The organism is Desulfosarcina variabilis str. Montpellier (genome assembly GCF_048565275.1).
In the GTDB taxonomy this organism is placed as follows: Bacteria; Desulfobacterota; Desulfobacteria; order Desulfobacterales; family Desulfosarcinaceae; genus Desulfosarcina; species Desulfosarcina variabilis.
Map to the genome: position 1 here is coordinate 3579318 of NZ_CP159846.1, position 17133 is coordinate 3596450.

Consider the following 17133-nt stretch of genomic DNA (forward strand, 5'->3'; position numbering starts at 1 on the left):
CCTCCTTATTTGGTTAAACGAATAATAAGGAAAAGACAGCAGGATTATGCCAAGCAATCAAGCTCTGGGTTGTGATGTTTAATCAATATTGACAATGGGTTCTATTGAAAACTGGTAATCAACTCGGCATAATCCGCAACACGGCATTATGACGATTATGCCGAGCTCGGCATAATCGCCATTCGTGTGCCGTAAACATGTTGGCAGCAGGATGTTCGGTAACCGATATCAAAAACCAACTGGGCCACGAAAACATTCAATCCACGATGGTATATCTGCAAATGGATCTGTCACGGCGCAGAAAAATCCAGAAAAAATTTACCAAGTATACCCAGGCCGTGTTAAGCCGTAATGCGGCGATAGAGGAACTGATCGATCAAGAAGAAAAAGATGACATCATGACATGGCTGGATAGTCTCTGAGCCCGGCGGCAACCTGTTTGCCGGATACAAAAAGGTGCCTTCCGGGGACATTTATTATGTTGCCAACTCGTATGGATTGGGAGTGCTGAATGTCGCTATGAGGTTGATATGGTTACGAAAAGTATGGCTTACACCGCAATCATGTGTGTCTTCAATGTTTCCAGAGGGATAAGTCGGTTGGCAACATAACTGTACGTATCTGTATTCGCGCACATTTTTTACCGAGATTACATAATCCCGTCTATCACAACAATTGACATGGTTTCGGACGCAAGGTAATCTTAATGTATCACTACTTCCAAGAACATCGCGGTACCTTGAGTATCATTCTCCATGACCAATATTTGCCACCAAAACTGAATGTACCTATCACAATAGAGGAGATTCTATGGATGATTTTTTTGCACAATCTGAGACGCGGAAAGCTGAAGCAGCAGGACTGGCGACGGCGAGATTACAAGGACTATAAAGGACCCCCAGCGCCGTACTACGGGAACCGACCGCCGGCAAACCGATTATTACGCCAAAGTCACCAATGAACATTTCTCGCTTATCAAAGAGGCTTTGGATGCGCTGTCGGAAAACCAGAAACGTATTGCCGATATGATGGCAATCCAAAACAAGATAAAAGAACGGATTGCCAATGCCCTCGAGGCGCTCGTCAGCATGATGGGCTGCCAGTGGGGCAATGCCGCGTTCTTGCCTCAGGGTGTTGAAGCGACGGGCATCCCGCCCCAAATGGATAAGGCGGAACCACCCCCCGCATCTGCCCCAGAGGTCGTGACGCAACCGAACAACACCACCGATGACGGCGGTGTATATAAGAATGAGGGACCAAGCCTGGTAGACGTGATTGCCAACATGCACGCCGAAGGCGACAGCTGGGAAAAAATCGCCCGCCATTTTAATGCCCAGCAGATTCCCACCATATCCGGCAAAGGCAAATGGCACGGTCCTGCAGTTAAAAAATTCTGGATTACCAATTGCCCGAAATAACAGTTGCTGACCTCGATCATCCTTACCGTTTTGCATCCACCATCGGCTGCAGTGGAAATTTAGATCTATTTAGCATTCGAGAATCGATCCTTTAGCAACGAACTGGCTACATCATCGGAGAGCAGATTCGGTGATCTCCCGAAGTGGGCCGGTTGGCCATGGTTACGATTACCCCGGCATGATCGAATCCATCCTGCTGCCGGTGTTCATTTCGGACCGTCAAACAGGTTTCGAAAAATCCAATATCACGCTTATGGCCTCAAACCAGCAGAATGCCAGAACGCCCTTTCCCTTAGAAGCTGAGCAGGGCGATGGGGATAACATCTGTCAGGGAAATCAATAAGCATCCTGTACATTTATAGATAAAATTAAGAAATATACTGAGCCGAATTCAGAATATTTCCAATTGTGACATTTGCAGCTAAAGCGTAGTTTAGTTTGAGTTAATAAAAACCTAAAATTTATTTGGTGAATTATTATTTCATGCATTTTTTTTAAAGAATAACCGCCAACAATTGGAAAGGACACACGCACCATGCCTAAAGACAGTTTAATGGACCAAAAAAGACCAAAAACCAGCGTCGATGACCCACTTAACAAAATTCTGCGGCAGTTGGTCAGAAAGTTGGTAGTGCAAGGGCCGGAAACCGAGATCGAATGCCATGGAATAGTCTTATCACAACAAACTAATGAAAAGGTAGTTGTGAAACCGGTCTTGTGAGGGGCCGGCGGTAGGTTTATATTATCGGAACTTCCCGATGATTCTGCTTACCAATGCTTTTCACTTTTCGTACATAGGGGATCTCTTTCCAGCTAATACCCCAACATATAAAATAGATACATCCCATGTCTTGGTAAGGACGGAACCATTACCGATTCCATTTATCAGGATTGGGAGAATGCACCCGCTGATCTGGATGAACTGCTCGAACAGGCCGCACACCTGTTCGAGCAAATTACCAGCAAGATAAAGGTAGTTTACATGATCAGTAGATTTGAATGCAGGCCATGGATCGAAAAATGGTAAGGCGGCTAAGGGAGATCGGGCTGGAGAGCTGCCGCGGAGCGGTTTCGTCCAATCTCAATTAACCCCAATTCCCCTGATTGACGCAACACAAAGGAATTACAAAATATAATCAGAAACTTGATTAGGGTAATGGATTCGTCAAGCCAAATCTATAAGCTACCACATTTTTTTAATTGTAATCTACGAGGAAAGATTGTGCCCCCCAAACCGACCTATGAGGAACTCCTACAAAAAGTCAAAGCGTTGGGACAGGAAAAATGCACTTGGGTGAGGGATGTACCCATTGAAGCAAGGGATTTCGAATCAACGGAAATAGGATCAGTGGAGAAAGACATCTATTCATCGGAGGAATCAGGCAGCCTCGAGTCTATCATAGATATTGAAGAGATTCAGTCGATCATGGATGACTTCCATAATTTAACCGGAATGCCTACCGCCATTCTCGACATGAATGGTAACGTCATCGAAGCAACCGGATGGCAGGATATCTGCACTAAATTTCACAGAGTTCATCCAGAAACCGCACAGAACTGCACCGAAAGTGATCTTTACCTCGTAAAAAACATTAAGCCCGGAGAGTACAAAGAATATCAGTGCAAAAACGGTCTGTGGGACGTCGTTACTCCGCTATATATTGGAAATAAACATCTGGGTAACATATACACCGGGCAGTTCTTTTACGATGATGATTCGGTGGCTGAAGAAATGTTTATCCAACAGGCTGAAAAATACGGGTTTGACAAAGAAGCCTACATAGATGCATTTCGCCGAATCCCGAGATATAGCAGGAAAACGATAAGCCATTTGATGAGCTTTTTAGTTAAGTTCACCTCTTATATCTCAAACGTCAGCTATGCGAATATAGAGTTGGAAAAGGAAAATCACGAACGCAAGCGAGCGGAGGAAAAAATCCATAAGCTAAATGATACCTTAGAACAACGCGTTGCCGAACGCACCGCAGAGCTTGAAAGCCGAACACAACAGCTGCAACAACTTGCGCTGGAATTGTCCGATGCCGAAGAGCGGGAGCGGAAGAACATCGCGTCCATTCTGCACGATGATTTTCAACAGCAGCTTGCTTACATCAAAATGGAGCTCTGCTTATTAGGAAAGACCGCCGATCCGAAGACTGAACAAAAACTCATGAACATTGAAGGGCTTCTCGGAGACAGCATTCAAAAATCGTGTGATCTCTCCTACGAAATCAACCCTCCGGCCTTATCACGCAATGGACTATTGGCGGCTCTGAACGTTTTGGCCACGGATTTTAAAAATAGGCATGGTTTTGAGGTAAGGATACATTCTCAAGCCGAAGCCGAACCAGATTCACATACTCTGGCCGTGATTTTGTATCGCGCGGCCAAGGAGTTGGTTATAAATGCCTTTAAGCATGCCGGAGTGGATTCGGCTGAAATAGACATTTTTTGCAAAAACGGCATGATTTATATTCGCGTAAAGGATTTGGGACGCGGATTCGACTATCAATCGGCCAAATCCAATCAAGGGAAAGGAATGGGGTTTGGCCTGTACAACATCGATGATCGCATCACCTTTTTAGGCGGTTCCATGAAGGTGGAAACCTCTCCCGGAAAGGGGTGTTGTGTGGAAATGTCAGTCCCCAAGAACGTTTCCAAGAAGACTTTTGGTTCTTCACTAATGGTTGGGGGTATTGCTGAGCAGAAGGAAACTACCGGTGGCGAGTCTGTCCAAGTCGCCCAACAGTTGGACATAAACTTGCCCATTCGTGTTCTGCTGGCCGATGACCATCATTTGATGCGCGAGGCTCTATCCAAACTGCTTCAAAGCAGTGAAAATCTTTCAATCGTCGGACAAGCTGTCAATGGTCGTGAGGCGGTGCAGCTGGCAGATCAGCTAAAACCGGATGTGATTCTCATGGACGTCACCATGCCCGAACTTGATGGCTTTGAAGCTACGGCAGAAATAACTCGTAGTAATCCCACGATTCGCATAATTGGTTTAAGCATGCACAATGATACCGACACGCGTAACAAAATGCTTGAAGCCGGTGCCAGTGCCTATTTGACCAAATGCGGATCACCAAACACCCTTGTCGAAACAATCAATCGTGTGCACGCCGAAATAAAGTAAAGAAAATTCGAACTAATTCCACGTTAAGGCCCCTTATTGCTGAATTATTCATTTATCGTTGATAGGAAGTGATAGTCAGTCCCGATTGCAGATATATGCCTTCCTCTCAACCGAAACCTTTCAGGGGCATGGTACAGATAACAATACTTCCAAAGCTTGTTATACACCCATATTTCATCTGTCTATCTCAACGCTCTTAGTTACTGGGGTTAAGCTGCATGCGGATTGAATTCTGACCAGGTTATTTGTTAAATTATTTTCAGGCTGACCCAATTTAGATAAGGCAACCCACCATCAAAGTTTCTTTAAAAAATCCCCCAAGCCAGCCGATATCGGGAACGCGGTCCGGCGGAACCGTTTGCGTGCCACCGGCATCATCACAGAAGATTGTATAACACCCGGGCCAGTCCGGCAGGTCCTTACCCCGGTCGCGGCGGAATTGATCAACCCATTTCATTCGGATCGTTCCTTTCCCTGGCGTCGATAAATTCGGCGTTGACGGCCGCGCCAAAGGCCGAACCACCTGGCCCGATCCCATGCACGCATCAAAAGGATCATGTCCGTTGGGATCTGTTTTTCCTCGGATTCCCATTTGGCAATAAGCGATGCGCAATGATAGGTGCAATCGGCCAGTTGATCGTGGGTGAGGGTCAAACTTTTCCGGATTTCTGCAAACTCTTTCCCGGACATTTGCAAGCGGCCCGGTCTGCGGTCCGCTGGCCGAATCGGAAGTGAATTTTCAAGATAGATCGTTTTTTCTTGTGGATCATATCTGATATCCCAATCCGGATACGTTTTCTTGAAATCATTGATGGTGCGCTGGGCGGTCTTTCCAGAAATACCGAACTCGGCCGCCAGAATCGATGCGTTCCAGTGACGGCCCGCGCGGAGCTGGTTTTTTATCCAGTCCACGCGGGCCATTATGCGTTTGTAATTTGAGGGCATTAGTTTCTACAACTCGGTGAGTCTGCCACATGATATCCAACCGCGTCGGCGCTATTGGCGCTGACGTTGTTGCACCCCCAATCGTTGCCATTGATACCAGGGGCTACATAGGTTTTGGGGTCGGATAGTTTATAGGCTTCATGAGTTTGGTAAAAAAATTCCGTACCTGTTTTTCTATAGCGCTCAGTTTTCTGTATTTTGTTGGAAATGGGATTTTTTGTAAATTATTTATCAATTGAATAGGTGTTTTCAATGCTTTTCGATGACATTGTTTAACTTCCAATTATTTTTGCACATTCTTCTCCATACCCAGTTTCAATGGAAGAAGGCACTGTCAGCCGGCGACCGCAACGACCGCATCGGCCTTCATGATGAATTTCGACGTTAAACGGCAGGTTGTTCTGCTGGAGCCGGGTCCAGGTCCAGGCGAAGGCTTTGTATGAGGGGGCGTCCCGGGTTATCTTGCTCTTTTTGGTGAGGCGGAAATCGTCGCCGAACAAGCAGCCCATGTACTGATAATTCGAGTAATTGTCGGGACCGTTAAGGACAGATATGAACCAGACGTCGTCATTGTCGGCTTTCTTGGCTTTATAGGTGAAACGATTGCCAGTTTCGACGTTCTGGATGGTGAAGATGGCTTTGCCGGCTTTGATATACTTTGCGGGATTTTGAAGCATTTCGACCTCCTTTCGAAAACGGTTTTATGTGTTGTTACAGACACATAAAGCTCAATTTTCTGTAAAAAGTACGAAACGCAAAAAAGAACCCCGGCCGAAGCCGGGGCATTTGGGGGGGGTATGAAATGGGGCTTATTTTTTCATTTGCCGATTGATCCAGGCGATACCTTTAATATCATCCTCGTTTACTGGAGCGGTTTTGCCGGTCAAGCGATGGTGCCATTGCAGACCTGAACGGTCGTCTCCAATGATTTCGATGTTCCGGGTGGTCTTTTTCCAGAGGGCTTTGACTTCGTCGAGGGTGAGGGGCCTGGCGGTCATAACTTTGTCCTTTTCAGTTTTTTGTTTCAGGGCGTTGAGATAGGATTTCGAGTCGGCGGGCTGAGCATCATCCAGATCTCCTTAGTTGATGGTGATGGCAACCAATTTGTTTAAGGTGTTTCCAACCATCTTATGGATGGCTGCATCTGAAGGGCAGGCTGGAATGGCCTGGGAGGTCTCGGCGCATAGCTGGCCTTGACGATCCAGGCGATGCCTTTGAACCGGATGAAATTGATTGCGGTGCTGGAAATTTTATCAACGATCATGAGATTCTCCTTTGAATGGGTTGGTTGATTTGCAATTGCATAAGTCTCAATTTTCTGTAAAAAGAACGAGCGTTGACAGGGGTAGATCGAAATGGTACAGATCGGTGCCGAATGGAATGGTATGATTCAACAAAAGGAAATGGCATGATCATCCTGATTGGTGGGGAAAAGGGCGGAACCGGAAAAAGCACGATCGCAACGAACCTTGCAGCTATGCAGGCAATCCAAGGCAATGATGTGCTGTTGGTGGATACTGACAAGCAGGCTACGGCAACTTATTGGGCAATCACCCGAGATGAAAACGAATCCCTGATCCACGTTCCCTGTGTTCGAAAGACTGGGGGAAAGATCCACCGAGAGCTGGCCGATATGCGAATGAAATTCAAAGTGATCATCATTGACGCTGGCGGCCAGGATTCTGTCGAGCTTAGGTCGGCGATGCTGGGCGCGGACAAATTTTATGTACCAGTGCGGCCGAGCCAGTTCGATGCCTGGACACTGGAAAACATCAATCAGATGGTGGAAGACGCGAGCATGTATAACGAGGGGTTAAGAACATTTGTGTTTTTGAACCTGGTCTCGCCACATCCACGAGCAAGTGAGATCGAGGAAGCAAGAAAATACATCCTGGAATATCCGAACCTGATCCTGTCCGAAAGCGTTATCAGGGACCGGATCATTTTCCGGAAGGCAGCCAAGGAGGGGGTATCTGTCTATGAAATGGATGATATGAAGGCAAAAGCAGAAATTGAATCCCTATACAAAGAGGTCTTTTCATGAAAAAACCACCCATCCCAAAGAAACACAATCTCCCCGAGGACGGATTCATCCAGGGAAAATCCAACTTGCCCTGGGCTGACGCGAACGAGCGTGTTGTCAAATCTTTCAATCTTCGTCTGCCGGAGCCTGTGCACCTGAAACTCCAGTACATTGCAGAAAATACGCCATACAGCATCCATGGTTTTATCATGGAGGTTGTGGAGGAGGCAATTGAGCAAGAGCTTAAAAAATTGATCAATTGAAAGGAAACGGATTTTGAGCCAAAAGTTGGTGATGCAAAGAGTGGCGGAAATCAGTCCGAACCAGCGGATCGAATTCTATGAAAACCTGATTTCCATGCTCGCGGCCGAGGTTGAGGCTTGCTATCCGGACGGAGTGCGCCCGGGAAAGGAATACGACAAGGCAATCCGGGAGGTCACGTCATTGATCCGAATAAAAGGGAAGGTCCATGCCTTTTTCAAACTAAACATCAAAGTTGATCTGTTTCCAGAACATGTGGTGGATCCCGCTTATCTTTCCAATTTGGAAACCACGGATTTTTTGAAGGGCCTTGTTGCTGAGCTGGAAAACGACCCGGAAATTCAAAGACGGTTCGGTGATATCATCGACAACGTGTCGCAACGAGTATCATCGTTGCCGGGAACGAATCGGGAACGCCATTATGGGAGCCATTACGGGAAAGTAGTTACCTAAAATGGGCCTCGATGGAACAGATTGATATTATATGTAAAAAAAATGCCTATCTTTGTGAAGGCGCAAATAAAAAGGGTTTACAGAATCGGTTTTCTGCAAACCCTTGATTTTATTGTGGTGCCGAGGGCGGGACTTGAACCCGCACGACCGTTGGCCACTACCCCCTCAAGATAGCGTGTCTACCAAATTCCACCACCTCGGCATTTTAACTATTTAATTATTCTGTTTTCGTACCCGCGTCCGTTTCTGGTGTTTCTGCCGGTGCACCAGTATCTGCAGCGTTGCCTTCTGTTTGTGGTTCCTGTGTTTGCTGCTGCTCCGCGGCCGGCACCGGAATATCCGAAACCACGGATTTCACGGTCTTGCCTCCGGCCACGTACGCCAGCGTCAGGGAGGTCAGCATGAAAACGATGGCGGCCACCGTGGTCGCCTTGCTCAGGAAGGTCGACGCGCCACTGCTTCCAAAAAGTGTCTGGCTACTGCCGCCCCCAAAGGCTGCCCCCATATCTGCTCCTTTGCCTGTCTGAAGCAGGACGATCATGATCAGGGCGACGCATACAACTACATGAATAACTACGAGTAATATTGACATTCGTTATCGTCTTTAACGGTTAATCAATTCTCATTGAAAAATATCAGCTTGCTGAACGTGTCAGGATCCAAGCTGGCCCCGCCAACCAACGCGCCATCGACATCAGGCATTTCCATGAGTGCGCGCACATTGTCGGGTTTGACGCTGCCCCCGTAAAGGATCCGCGTGGAACCGGCAAGATCCTTATTAAAAATTGTCTCGAGCAGCGACCGGATATTTTCGTGGGCCTCTTGTGCCTGTTCACGGGTAGCGGTTTGTCCCGTCCCGATGGCCCATACCGGCTCATAGGCAATAATAAGATTGCCCAGATCATTAAAAACAAAGTTTTTTAGACCATTTCGAACCTGTTTGTCAAGTACAGAAAATGTTTCTCCGGCTAATCGCTGAGATTCCGTTTCACCAATGCAAAATACCGGGGTCAATTTCGCCTGCAGGGCCGCCTTTATTTTGCGGTTGACGGTCTCATCGGTTTCACCAAAATACTGGCGCCGCTCGGAGTGACCGATGATAACCTGGCTACAGCCCGCATCAACGAGCATATCCGCCGATATTTCACCGGTAAAGGCGCCTTGCTGTTCCCAATGCATGTTCTGGGCCCCCAGGGCGATAGGACTGCCTTTAAGTACCTGGCCCACCTGGAACAGGGCGGTGAATGTCGGTGCAATCATGATGTCCACGCCTGAGGCGGCGTTAACCAGGGTTTTAAGTCGCTCGGCGGATTCGATGGCTTGGGTTCCGGATTTATGCATTTTCCAGTTGCCCGCGATCAATGGCGTTCGACTGCTCATCAACTATGCTCCTTTGGCCTATACAGACAATAGCGTTGGAATAGGTGTTATAAAAATATACTAAAAAATTTATGATGGCAATAGATTACAGCTGCTTGCCGATCATGGCGGCAAGGTCAACCATCCGGTTGGAGTAACCGGTTTCATTGTCGTACCACGACAGGACCTTGATCATCTTGTCCACGGCATATGTGGTTTGGGCGTCGACAATGGATGAAAGCGGGCATCCATTGAAATCCGAGGAGACCAGAGGCAGGTCGCTGTATCCCAAAATGCCATTGAGTGGTCCGTCGGCAGCCTCTTTCAGCGCCTCATTGACATCCGATGTCGTGACACCGCTTTTTTCGACGTTAACGACAACATCGACGATGGACACATTGGGCGTGGGGACCCGAATGGCCAGACCATTGAGCTTTCCTTCCAGTTCGGGAAGTACCAATGCCACGGCTTTGGCTGCCCCTGTGGTGGTGGGAATCATGGACAGGGCGGCGGCTCTGGCACGGCGAAGATCCTTGTGGGGAAAGTCAAGCAGGCGTTGATCGCCGGTATAGGAGTGGATGGTGGTCATCAGACCGCTTTGGATGCCGAAATTTTCCATGAGCACCTTGGCGACCGGTGCCAGGCAATTGGTGGTGCACGATGCGTTGGAAATGACATGGTGCTGTTTGGGATCGTAATTGTTGGCATTGACCCCCATGACAATGGTGATATCCGGCCGTTGGGCGGGAGCAGAAATAATCACTTTTCGAGCACCGGCGGTAAGGTGCTTGGCGGCGTTGTCCCGGTCACGGAAAAGCCCTGTGCATTCACAGGCGATGTCCACACCGTAATCCTTCCACGGTATTTTTTCCGGATCTTTGATGGCGGTGTAGGCAATAGCCTTGCCATCAACTTCAATGGCGCCTTCCTTGGCCTGGACAACCCCGTCCAACTTGTTGTGAACCGAGTCATATTGAAGTAGATGCGCCATGGTCGTCGCGTCGGTCAGATCATTGATCGCCACGACCTCAACATCCGGATGTTTCATGGCGGCACGGAAAACCACGCGACCGATTCTGCCAAAACCGTTGATCCCTATCTTTATGCTCATCTTGCCCTCCTTACAGGGTTTCCCCATGGTTGAATAACCGTTTGGTGGTGAAAGGCATGAACAATTACCCCCGCTTGTTTCCTTTTAATATGCCACTGGCCATGGAGATACTTTTTTTTCCAAAAGCCTCGATGTTGGCTGCCAATTCCGCAAGTGACTGATTTTTACGGGCACTGGCCGCACGGATGAGAATGGGCAGGTTGACCCCGGAGACCACTTCGATGCGTCCTTCTTCGAGAAACGAATAACTCAGATTGGATGGCGTTCCGCCAAACATGTCGGTGAGGATCAGGGTCCCTTCGTCATTTTTCAATTTCTTGATTGCATCAGCGAGCTTATTGCGCAATTTATCTGCATTTTCATTCAGATCAATGGATACCGCAGCCATGGCTTCCGGCCGCTCGCCCAGGATGAAGTCCACTGCTTCCAACAATGCGTCTCCAAGATGACAATGCGTAACAACTAAAACGCCAATCATATCTCAAAATTCTTTCATATAGTAAATTTGGGTGACAGAAACGGCCTCTCGCATTCTATTCACGGGATTTGTCAATGTCACGATGGGTTAGTACCGCTTTATAACCCGATGCCGTCAGATGATCACACATTTCCCTGGCAATCACCACGGAACGGTGACGACCTCCTGTACAGCCAATGGCAATGGTGAGGTATGCTTTGCCTTCATTTTCATATTGGGGAATCAACGTGTCCAAAAGATCGAAATATTTATGTAAAAATAAGCAGGTTTGGTCATTATTCAAGACAAAAGTTCGTATTTTTTCGGTTTTCCCGCTAAGGGCGCGCAGGGATTCAACGAAATAGGGGTTCTTTAGAAAACGCACATCCATCACCAAATCGGCGTGAACGGGTAAACCGAACTTGAAACCAAAAGAAAGCACATGAACGCGAAGCGATGAAGCATCGCCCACCGAATCGGCGATTTGGCGAATAATGGCTTTCAGCTCATGAACATTCAGGTCCGATGTATCAATGACGGTATCGGCACTGTGTTTTAGCTCGGTCAACAGGCCTGCTTCTTCGTCGATGGCGTCGCTGATGCTTTTGTCGATGGCCAGTGGATGCTTGCGCCTTGTCTGACTGTATCGCCGAAGCAGGGACTTTGTATCCGCATCGATGAAGATGATCCGGAATCGAAAGCCTTTGCGCGTTAATTGTTTGAGGACGGACTCATACTGGTGGATGAATTCCTTTTCCCTCAGGTCCATACCAAGGGCCAGGCCGGCAAACGTTCCACCATAGTCAATGGGCAATTTGAGAAATGCCGGTAGTAAAGCAACCGGCATGTTATCCACACAGTAGTAGCCCGAATCCTCAAAAGCCGCCATGGCCGTACTTTTACCGGACCCGGATTTGCCTGTAATGACGGTGATGGTGGGACCTTTCACAGCCTGGCTCTCCCACGATTATAGGGGGTATCGATAGCCTTAGATGATTGCAACGGGGCTAAAAGTCCTCATCATCTTCGATGATGATATCAATGACTTCCTCTGCGCTGGTGGCTTTCATCATCATCTCCTTGAGCGGTTCTTTCTTCAGCAGCCGGGAGACACGGGCCAGCAACTTAAGATGAAGATCGGTGGCGTGTTCAGGGGTGAGCAACAGAAAAAACAAGTGGGTCGGATAGCCATCCATGGATTCGAAATCAACACCTTGCCGACTCAACCCGAATCCCAGTACCAGTTTTTCCAGATTTTTCAGCTTACCATGCGGAATGCCGATACCGCCCCCAATGCCGGTGCTCCCCAAGCGTTCGCGCTCCATCAGAACCCGAACAATCTCACTTTGGTCGATACCGGTAATGCGTGCAATGGGGGTGACCAATTCATTCAAAATGCCGATCTTATCCTTGGCTTGCAAATCCACTTGAATCGCGTCTTTATCGAGAACATCCAGAATTTTCATCGTTGTTTTACCTGATCCGGCATCTTTATATCGTTAATTACGGACGGGGTTGAATCAAACCGTAATTACCATCCTTTTGTCGATAAAGAACATTGACGCAGTCGGTCCTTGCATTGGTAAATACCAGAAAGTTATCCTTGATCAAATCCATTTGCATGACGGCTTCATCGACATCCATGGGTTTGTATTCAATATTGTGGACCCGCACACGGGGTGGGGGGGTACTGTCATCGACGGTTTCTTCCAAGACGGTTTCTTCCAGCGGTTGGGAAACGGTTTTTCCCTTGGCCCGATAGTCCCGGCTTTTCTGTTTATTTTTTTTAATCTGGACTTCCAGTTTGTCCAGCACCATGTCAATGGCGGAATACATTTCCTCTGTTTCTTCCTTGCCATTGATGGCTAACCGATCACCGATAATATGGATTTCCGCGCTATGGCGAAACTTTTCAATGGAGAGAACGACATTGGCCTCGGCGGGTCCATTGAAATATTTGTCCATGCGGTCCAGTTTCTCGCTGACATAGGATTTAAGCGCATCGGAGGATTCGAGGTTCTTGAATCTAACGGATGTATTCATTGGGCCTCCTTTGATAATTCCTGCTGTCGGACCATTTCAACTGCAAAGGGGTGATCCTTTTTTGCGGGCCGTGTAAGCGGCAAAATGCGAACCCGAGTGGCGATTGGTGATATCCCATCAGAACTGCTTGCGCTTGCTGGAGGATAAGATGCCCATCATCTCCCTGTATTTGGCAACGGTTCGACGGGCAATATCGATATTATCGGCTTTGAGCATTTCAGCCATCTTGCTGTCACTAAAAGGCTTTTTCGGATTTTCGCTTTCGATCAATTTTTTGATTTTGGCCTGTACGCTGGCCGAAGCGATGTCCTCACCGTGGACGCGCTTGATAGAACTGTTGAAAAAATACTTGAGCTCAAAAATGCCCTGCGGCGTATGGGCATATTTATTGGTGGTTACCCGGCTGATGGTGGATTCATGCATGTTGATATCCTCAGCCACATCGCGCAGGACCATGGGCTTCAAATGCGCCACACCCTTTTCAAAAAAGTCCCGTTGAAACTTGAGGATGCTTTCCATGACCTTGTAGATGGTTTTCTGGCGTTGGTGGATACTGCGAATCAGCCAGGCGGCGGACCGCATTTTATCGCGAATGTAATCCTTGGCGTTGGCACTGACTTCATTTTGGCGGGTAATCGCGCGTTTGTAAAACGGGTTGACCCGCAACTTGGGCATGCCATCGTCATTCAAAACAATCACAAAATCATCTTCGCTTTTGTAGACGTAAATATCCGGGATAATATAGTGCGGGGTTTCTTCACTGAATTGCCGGCCAGGTTTCGGCTCGAGCGCACGAATCACGTTGACGGCCGTAATTACATCTTTCTGTTTGACCTTCAAGGCCTTGCAGATCGCCTTGAAGTTTTTGTTTTCCAGGTTTTTCAAATGATCGGAAATGATATCCGTGACCAGGCTGTCGTTCAGATCCAGCATGCGGGCCTGAAGCAAAAGGCATTCTCGCAAGTCCCTGGCACAGACACCCACCGGGTCAAAGGACTGCATGGTCTCCAGGACATCCTCGACCATTTCGATGGAAATCCCACTTTGTTCAGACAACTCTTCCACCGACAACTGAAGGTAGCCATCCCGATTGAGGTTGCCGATGATCAGGCTGCCCACCTGCTTTTCAATATCCGTTGGCGAGAGCATCAACAATTGCCACAGCAGATGATCGCTGAGTGATTCCTTTGAGGAAACAAAAGCCTCATATTGCGGCGCTTCCCGATTCTCACCCTCGAAATTGATCTTGCCCGGCGCATTATACTCGTCGATGTAATTGCTCCAGTCAATGTCATCGTTGATCTTTTCATCGATGGTAACTTCCCGGGCTTCTTCGACGGTGGGCGCAGGCGTTTCTTCGGTATCGCCATCCTTGGTTTTATCGGGCGTTTCCTGAAGTTCTTCCAGCGTTGGGTTTTCTTCCAACTCCTGCCGGATGGTGTCCACCAGCTCTAGACGGGACAGCTGTAGTAATTTGATCGCCATCTGGAGCTGTGGCGTCATGATCAGCTGCTGGGTTAGTTTAAGTTGTTGTCTGAGTTCAATTGCCATCTTAGAGTGTAAATTCGTCTCCTAAATAGATCCGTTTGGCGATTGCACTGGTCGCTATATGCTCCGGTGTACCGTTTTCAATCACCTTGCCTTCGCTCAAGATAAAAGCCGAATCACAGGCCCCCAGGGTTTCGCGGACGTTGTGATCGGAAATCAGAATACCAATATTACGAGACTTTAAATGGGCAATGATTTTTTTTATGTCAATCACTGCCAACGGGTCGATGCCGGCAAACGGTTCGTCCAAAAGCATGAACGCCGGATCGGTGGCCAGGGCACGGGATATTTCCAGGCGGCGGCGTTCGCCACCGGAAAGTACCGCCGCTTTGGATTCCGCCACATGGGTAATTCCCAATTCTTCCAGCAAGCTGTCGGCTCGATCATTGCGCTGCCGCCGATTGAGCGGCAGGGTTTCGAGAATGATCATGATATTTTGGCGAACCGTCAGCTTCCGAAAAATGGACGCCTCCTGGGGCAAATAACCAACGCCCGATTTAGCCCGGATGTGCATGGGATATTCCGTGATGTCTTTTTCATCAAGAAATATTTTGCCTGCATCGGGTTTAACCAGGCCAACAGTCATATAAAATGTTGTTGTTTTACCGGCTCCATTGGGTCCTAACAAGCCGATCACCTGCCCGCTTTGCACACCCAGGCTGACCTGATCCACAACCCGTCGCCCTCGATAAACCTTAACCAGTTCACTAACCGACAGGGTGGCCATCATCTCTTCCACACTTACTCCAAGCCCGAGTCTTCCGGATTGAGGATGATCGCCTTCACCCGACCTTTGGGCCCGCCTTCAACAGTAAACCGTCCGCTATCACGGTAAAAGGTGATCGTATCACCGCTGATGGTATTGTCTCCACTGGTAATCTTGGCGTCCGGACCGGTCAAGGTCAGAACACGCTGTGCTGTTATATATACTGCCTGCTGGGCAACAGCAAGCCTATTGTCAAATTTAATTTCCACGTTTCCGGTGGCCACCAACTTTTCCAGTGATTGAGCCGGCGAGGCATTCTCCGTTTTTGACTCGCCGCCGAAAAAAAGTTTGAGGCTGTCTGCAGTAATCACGGTGTCGCCCTGACGCAAACGCACATCGCCAACAAACTCAGCGTTGTTGTTTGCAGAATCCGATATCAGCCGTTGGGCGGTGATATCAATTCTTTTTCCTTCAATTGCATCAGCCGGCGGATTGGGTGAATCCGTATCCGCGACCAGACGGAAACTGGGCCAGCACATCAGCAACAGAAAGCAAAACAGTAGCCGCCCGGTCCAGGGCAGCCGATTAAAGCTTGAAATCCTCACTGATCGTTCCTTCCACGCCCCCTTCGAAAAAGGTAATTCGACTCGATAGTTTCATGGTCATGGTGTTGGCCTTGAGGCTGACTGATTCACTGGACACCGTTATGGGGGTATCGGATCGAAGTTCACGGGTATCCGGGTCATAAACAACGGATTCCGTGCGAAATTGATAAAGGCGCGTTTTGGCTACGACATTTCCCGAAACCGCCAATCGGTTTGAATCGGTATAGATGATCCCTTCATCAGCCGTCAAGTGGACGTTATCTCCATCGGTCATGAACACTTCCACATTGGGATTGACCAGCAGCATGGTCTTTTTTTTATTGACCAGGGAGGCAGATTCCGCTTCCATGCGCCATTCCCGAATTCCGTTTTTGGTGGCGGTTTGGCGGATTTTGCTAAGGTGCATGTCCGCCTCTTCCTTGATCTGAGATAACAGTACCTCAGGATTCTGGGTCACTTGCCGGTAACTGACAAAAATAATCACCATGGCCGTCAACGCCAGGGCAAGCACCGTCAGTAACAGGCGTTTGATCAGACGTCGTTTGTTCATGCAAACAGCCTTTGAATCAACGCGTCCCACTGTCCCCTGGCTTTGAGGATGGTTTCGCAGATTTCCCGTACCGCACCTTGTCCGCCATGTGCACAGGTGGTCCATACCGCCGCCTGTTTCACCAGCTCATGCGCATCGGCCACGGCAATGGGTACACCCACCCGCTTCATTACCGGCAGATCCGGCAGATCATCGCCCACAAACGCAGTCTCAGCCGCTGATACCCTCATTTCTTTCAGGACCGACGCTAGGGCCTCAGTTTTGTCGCGTACCCCGTCTTTCAACAAGGTAATTCCCAGATTATTGCAGCGATGCACCAGTGCCATTGACCGCCGGCCGGTGATGATGCCGACGGGAATTCCGGCTTCCCTGAGCAGCCGCAGACCCAATCCGTCACGAACATTAAACACTTTGGTTTCCTGTCCGGCATCATTATAGATCACTTGACCGGTGGTAAGCACACCATCCACGTCCAACAACAGCAAGGAAAGTTGTTTGAAAAGCGTGTGTGTCATGAA

At 48.5% G+C, this 17133-nt stretch carries 24 protein-coding genes, 1 tRNA gene and 1 pseudogene; 7 read left to right on the top strand and 19 right to left on the bottom strand.

What is annotated here, in order from left to right:
- Nucleotides 1–188: 188 nt before the first annotated feature.
- Nucleotides 189–422: pseudogene (locus tag Dvar_RS16215) on the top strand (integrase); the annotation flags it as partial.
- 369 nt (nt 423–791) lie between these two features.
- On the opposite strand, the gene Dvar_RS16220 reads toward Dvar_RS16215, so the two are convergent.
- Nucleotides 792–1454, bottom strand: coding sequence for a hypothetical protein (locus Dvar_RS16220; RefSeq protein WP_419662730.1), 663 nt, complete (start codon nt 1452–1454; stop codon nt 792–794).
- Nucleotides 1455–1596: 142 nt separating this feature from the next.
- On the opposite strand from Dvar_RS16220, the gene Dvar_RS16225 reads away from it, so the two are divergent.
- The 3 genes from Dvar_RS16225 to Dvar_RS16235 all read left to right on the top strand — a co-directional run bounded on the left by Dvar_RS16225 (nt 1597) and on the right by Dvar_RS16235 (nt 4554).
- Complete coding sequence (locus Dvar_RS16225; protein ID WP_419662731.1) at nt 1597–1761, top strand: hypothetical protein; 165 nt, start codon at nt 1597–1599, stop codon at nt 1759–1761.
- 192 nt (nt 1762–1953) lie between these two features.
- Complete coding sequence (locus tag Dvar_RS16230; protein WP_419662732.1) at nt 1954–2139, top strand: hypothetical protein; 186 nt, start codon at nt 1954–1956, stop codon at nt 2137–2139.
- A 501-nt stretch (nt 2140–2640) separates the two neighbouring features.
- On the top strand, nt 2641–4554 hold the full coding sequence (locus tag Dvar_RS16235) for a PocR ligand-binding domain-containing protein (protein WP_419662733.1): 1914 nt from the start codon (nt 2641–2643) through the stop codon (nt 4552–4554).
- A gap of 274 nt (nt 4555–4828) precedes the next feature.
- Here Dvar_RS16235 and Dvar_RS16240 read toward each other — a convergent pair whose 3' ends face one another.
- From Dvar_RS16240 to Dvar_RS16260, 5 genes are all read right to left on the bottom strand, one after another.
- A complete protein-coding gene (locus Dvar_RS16240) occupies nt 4829–5011 on the bottom strand; it encodes a hypothetical protein (RefSeq protein WP_419662734.1) in 183 nt (60 codons plus the stop codon).
- A complete protein-coding gene (locus tag Dvar_RS16245; protein WP_419662735.1) occupies nt 5008–5499 on the bottom strand; it encodes a hypothetical protein in 492 nt (163 codons plus the stop codon). The genes Dvar_RS16240 and Dvar_RS16245 overlap by 4 nt, the downstream gene beginning before the upstream one ends.
- Before the next feature lie 272 nt (nt 5500–5771).
- The gene (locus Dvar_RS16250) at nt 5772–6176 is read right to left on the bottom strand and encodes a DUF6011 domain-containing protein (protein ID WP_419662736.1); all 405 of its coding nucleotides are present in this window, start codon (nt 6174–6176) and stop codon (nt 5772–5774) included.
- Between the two features lie 132 nt (nt 6177–6308).
- Nucleotides 6309–6497: a hypothetical protein gene (locus Dvar_RS16255; protein ID WP_419662737.1), complete on the bottom strand. Its 189-nt coding sequence runs from the start codon at nt 6495–6497 to the stop codon at nt 6309–6311.
- Nucleotides 6498–6607: 110 nt separating this feature from the next.
- Complete coding sequence (locus Dvar_RS16260) at nt 6608–6763, bottom strand: hypothetical protein (RefSeq protein WP_419662738.1); 156 nt, start codon at nt 6761–6763, stop codon at nt 6608–6610.
- A gap of 144 nt (nt 6764–6907) precedes the next feature.
- Here Dvar_RS16260 and Dvar_RS16265 point away from each other — a divergent pair, with 144 nt between their 5' ends.
- From Dvar_RS16265 to Dvar_RS16275, 3 genes are read left to right on the top strand one after another with little or no spacing between them, the layout of a single operon-like run.
- Nucleotides 6908–7543 carry an AAA family ATPase gene (locus Dvar_RS16265; protein ID WP_419662739.1) on the top strand — a complete coding sequence of 212 codons (636 nt, stop codon included), beginning with the start codon at nt 6908–6910 and terminating at the stop codon, nt 7541–7543.
- Entirely contained in the window at nt 7540–7785 is a 246-nt protein-coding gene (locus Dvar_RS16270; RefSeq protein ID WP_419662740.1) for a hypothetical protein, read from the top strand. The genes Dvar_RS16265 and Dvar_RS16270 overlap by 4 nt, the downstream gene beginning before the upstream one ends.
- Before the next feature lie 13 nt (nt 7786–7798).
- A complete protein-coding gene (locus Dvar_RS16275) occupies nt 7799–8236 on the top strand; it encodes a hypothetical protein (protein ID WP_419662741.1) in 438 nt (145 codons plus the stop codon).
- A gap of 115 nt (nt 8237–8351) precedes the next feature.
- On the opposite strand, the gene Dvar_RS16280 is transcribed toward Dvar_RS16275, so the two are convergent.
- The 13 genes from Dvar_RS16280 to Dvar_RS16340 form a co-directional block, all read right to left on the bottom strand.
- Nucleotides 8352–8438, bottom strand: a tRNA-Leu gene (locus Dvar_RS16280).
- A gap of 15 nt (nt 8439–8453) precedes the next feature.
- Nucleotides 8454–8828, bottom strand: a complete 375-nt coding sequence (gene secG / locus Dvar_RS16285; RefSeq protein WP_419662742.1) for a preprotein translocase subunit SecG — start codon at nt 8826–8828, stop codon at nt 8454–8456.
- Nucleotides 8829–8851: 23 nt separating this feature from the next.
- Entirely contained in the window at nt 8852–9616 is a 765-nt protein-coding gene (tpiA, locus tag Dvar_RS16290) for a triose-phosphate isomerase (protein WP_419662743.1), read from the bottom strand.
- An 85-nt stretch (nt 9617–9701) separates the two neighbouring features.
- Nucleotides 9702–10706: a type I glyceraldehyde-3-phosphate dehydrogenase gene (gene gap / locus Dvar_RS16295; RefSeq protein WP_419662744.1), complete on the bottom strand. Its 1005-nt coding sequence runs from the start codon at nt 10704–10706 to the stop codon at nt 9702–9704.
- A gap of 64 nt (nt 10707–10770) precedes the next feature.
- Complete coding sequence (locus Dvar_RS16300) at nt 10771–11184, bottom strand: PTS sugar transporter subunit IIA (RefSeq protein WP_419662745.1); 414 nt, start codon at nt 11182–11184, stop codon at nt 10771–10773.
- A gap of 55 nt (nt 11185–11239) precedes the next feature.
- Nucleotides 11240–12112 (bottom strand): RNase adapter RapZ, encoded by an 873-nt coding sequence (gene rapZ, locus Dvar_RS16305; protein WP_419662746.1) that lies wholly within the window; start codon nt 12110–12112, stop codon nt 11240–11242.
- Nucleotides 12113–12170: 58 nt separating this feature from the next.
- The gene (locus Dvar_RS16310; RefSeq protein WP_419662747.1) at nt 12171–12629 is read right to left on the bottom strand and encodes a PTS sugar transporter subunit IIA; all 459 of its coding nucleotides are present in this window, start codon (nt 12627–12629) and stop codon (nt 12171–12173) included.
- Nucleotides 12630–12666: 37 nt separating this feature from the next.
- Nucleotides 12667–13206, bottom strand: a complete 540-nt coding sequence (hpf, locus tag Dvar_RS16315; RefSeq protein ID WP_419662748.1) for a ribosome hibernation-promoting factor, HPF/YfiA family — start codon at nt 13204–13206, stop codon at nt 12667–12669.
- Nucleotides 13207–13323: 117 nt separating this feature from the next.
- Nucleotides 13324–14757 carry an RNA polymerase factor sigma-54 gene (gene rpoN / locus Dvar_RS16320; RefSeq protein WP_419662749.1) on the bottom strand — a complete coding sequence of 478 codons (1434 nt, stop codon included), beginning with the start codon at nt 14755–14757 and terminating at the stop codon, nt 13324–13326.
- Between the two features lies 1 nt (nt 14758).
- Nucleotides 14759–15481 (bottom strand): LPS export ABC transporter ATP-binding protein, encoded by a 723-nt coding sequence (lptB, locus tag Dvar_RS16325; protein WP_419664124.1) that lies wholly within the window; start codon nt 15479–15481, stop codon nt 14759–14761.
- Between the two features lie 14 nt (nt 15482–15495).
- Nucleotides 15496–16065, bottom strand: coding sequence for a lipopolysaccharide transport periplasmic protein LptA (gene lptA, locus Dvar_RS16330; RefSeq protein ID WP_419662750.1), 570 nt, complete (start codon nt 16063–16065; stop codon nt 15496–15498).
- The gene (gene lptC, locus Dvar_RS16335) at nt 16046–16615 is read right to left on the bottom strand and encodes an LPS export ABC transporter periplasmic protein LptC (RefSeq protein WP_419662751.1); all 570 of its coding nucleotides are present in this window, start codon (nt 16613–16615) and stop codon (nt 16046–16048) included. The genes lptA and lptC overlap by 20 nt, the downstream gene beginning before the upstream one ends.
- The gene (locus tag Dvar_RS16340) at nt 16612–17130 is read right to left on the bottom strand and encodes a KdsC family phosphatase (RefSeq protein ID WP_419662752.1); all 519 of its coding nucleotides are present in this window, start codon (nt 17128–17130) and stop codon (nt 16612–16614) included. Before Dvar_RS16340 ends, lptC begins: the two co-directional genes overlap by 4 nt.
- Nucleotides 17131–17133: the final 3 nt, after the last annotated feature.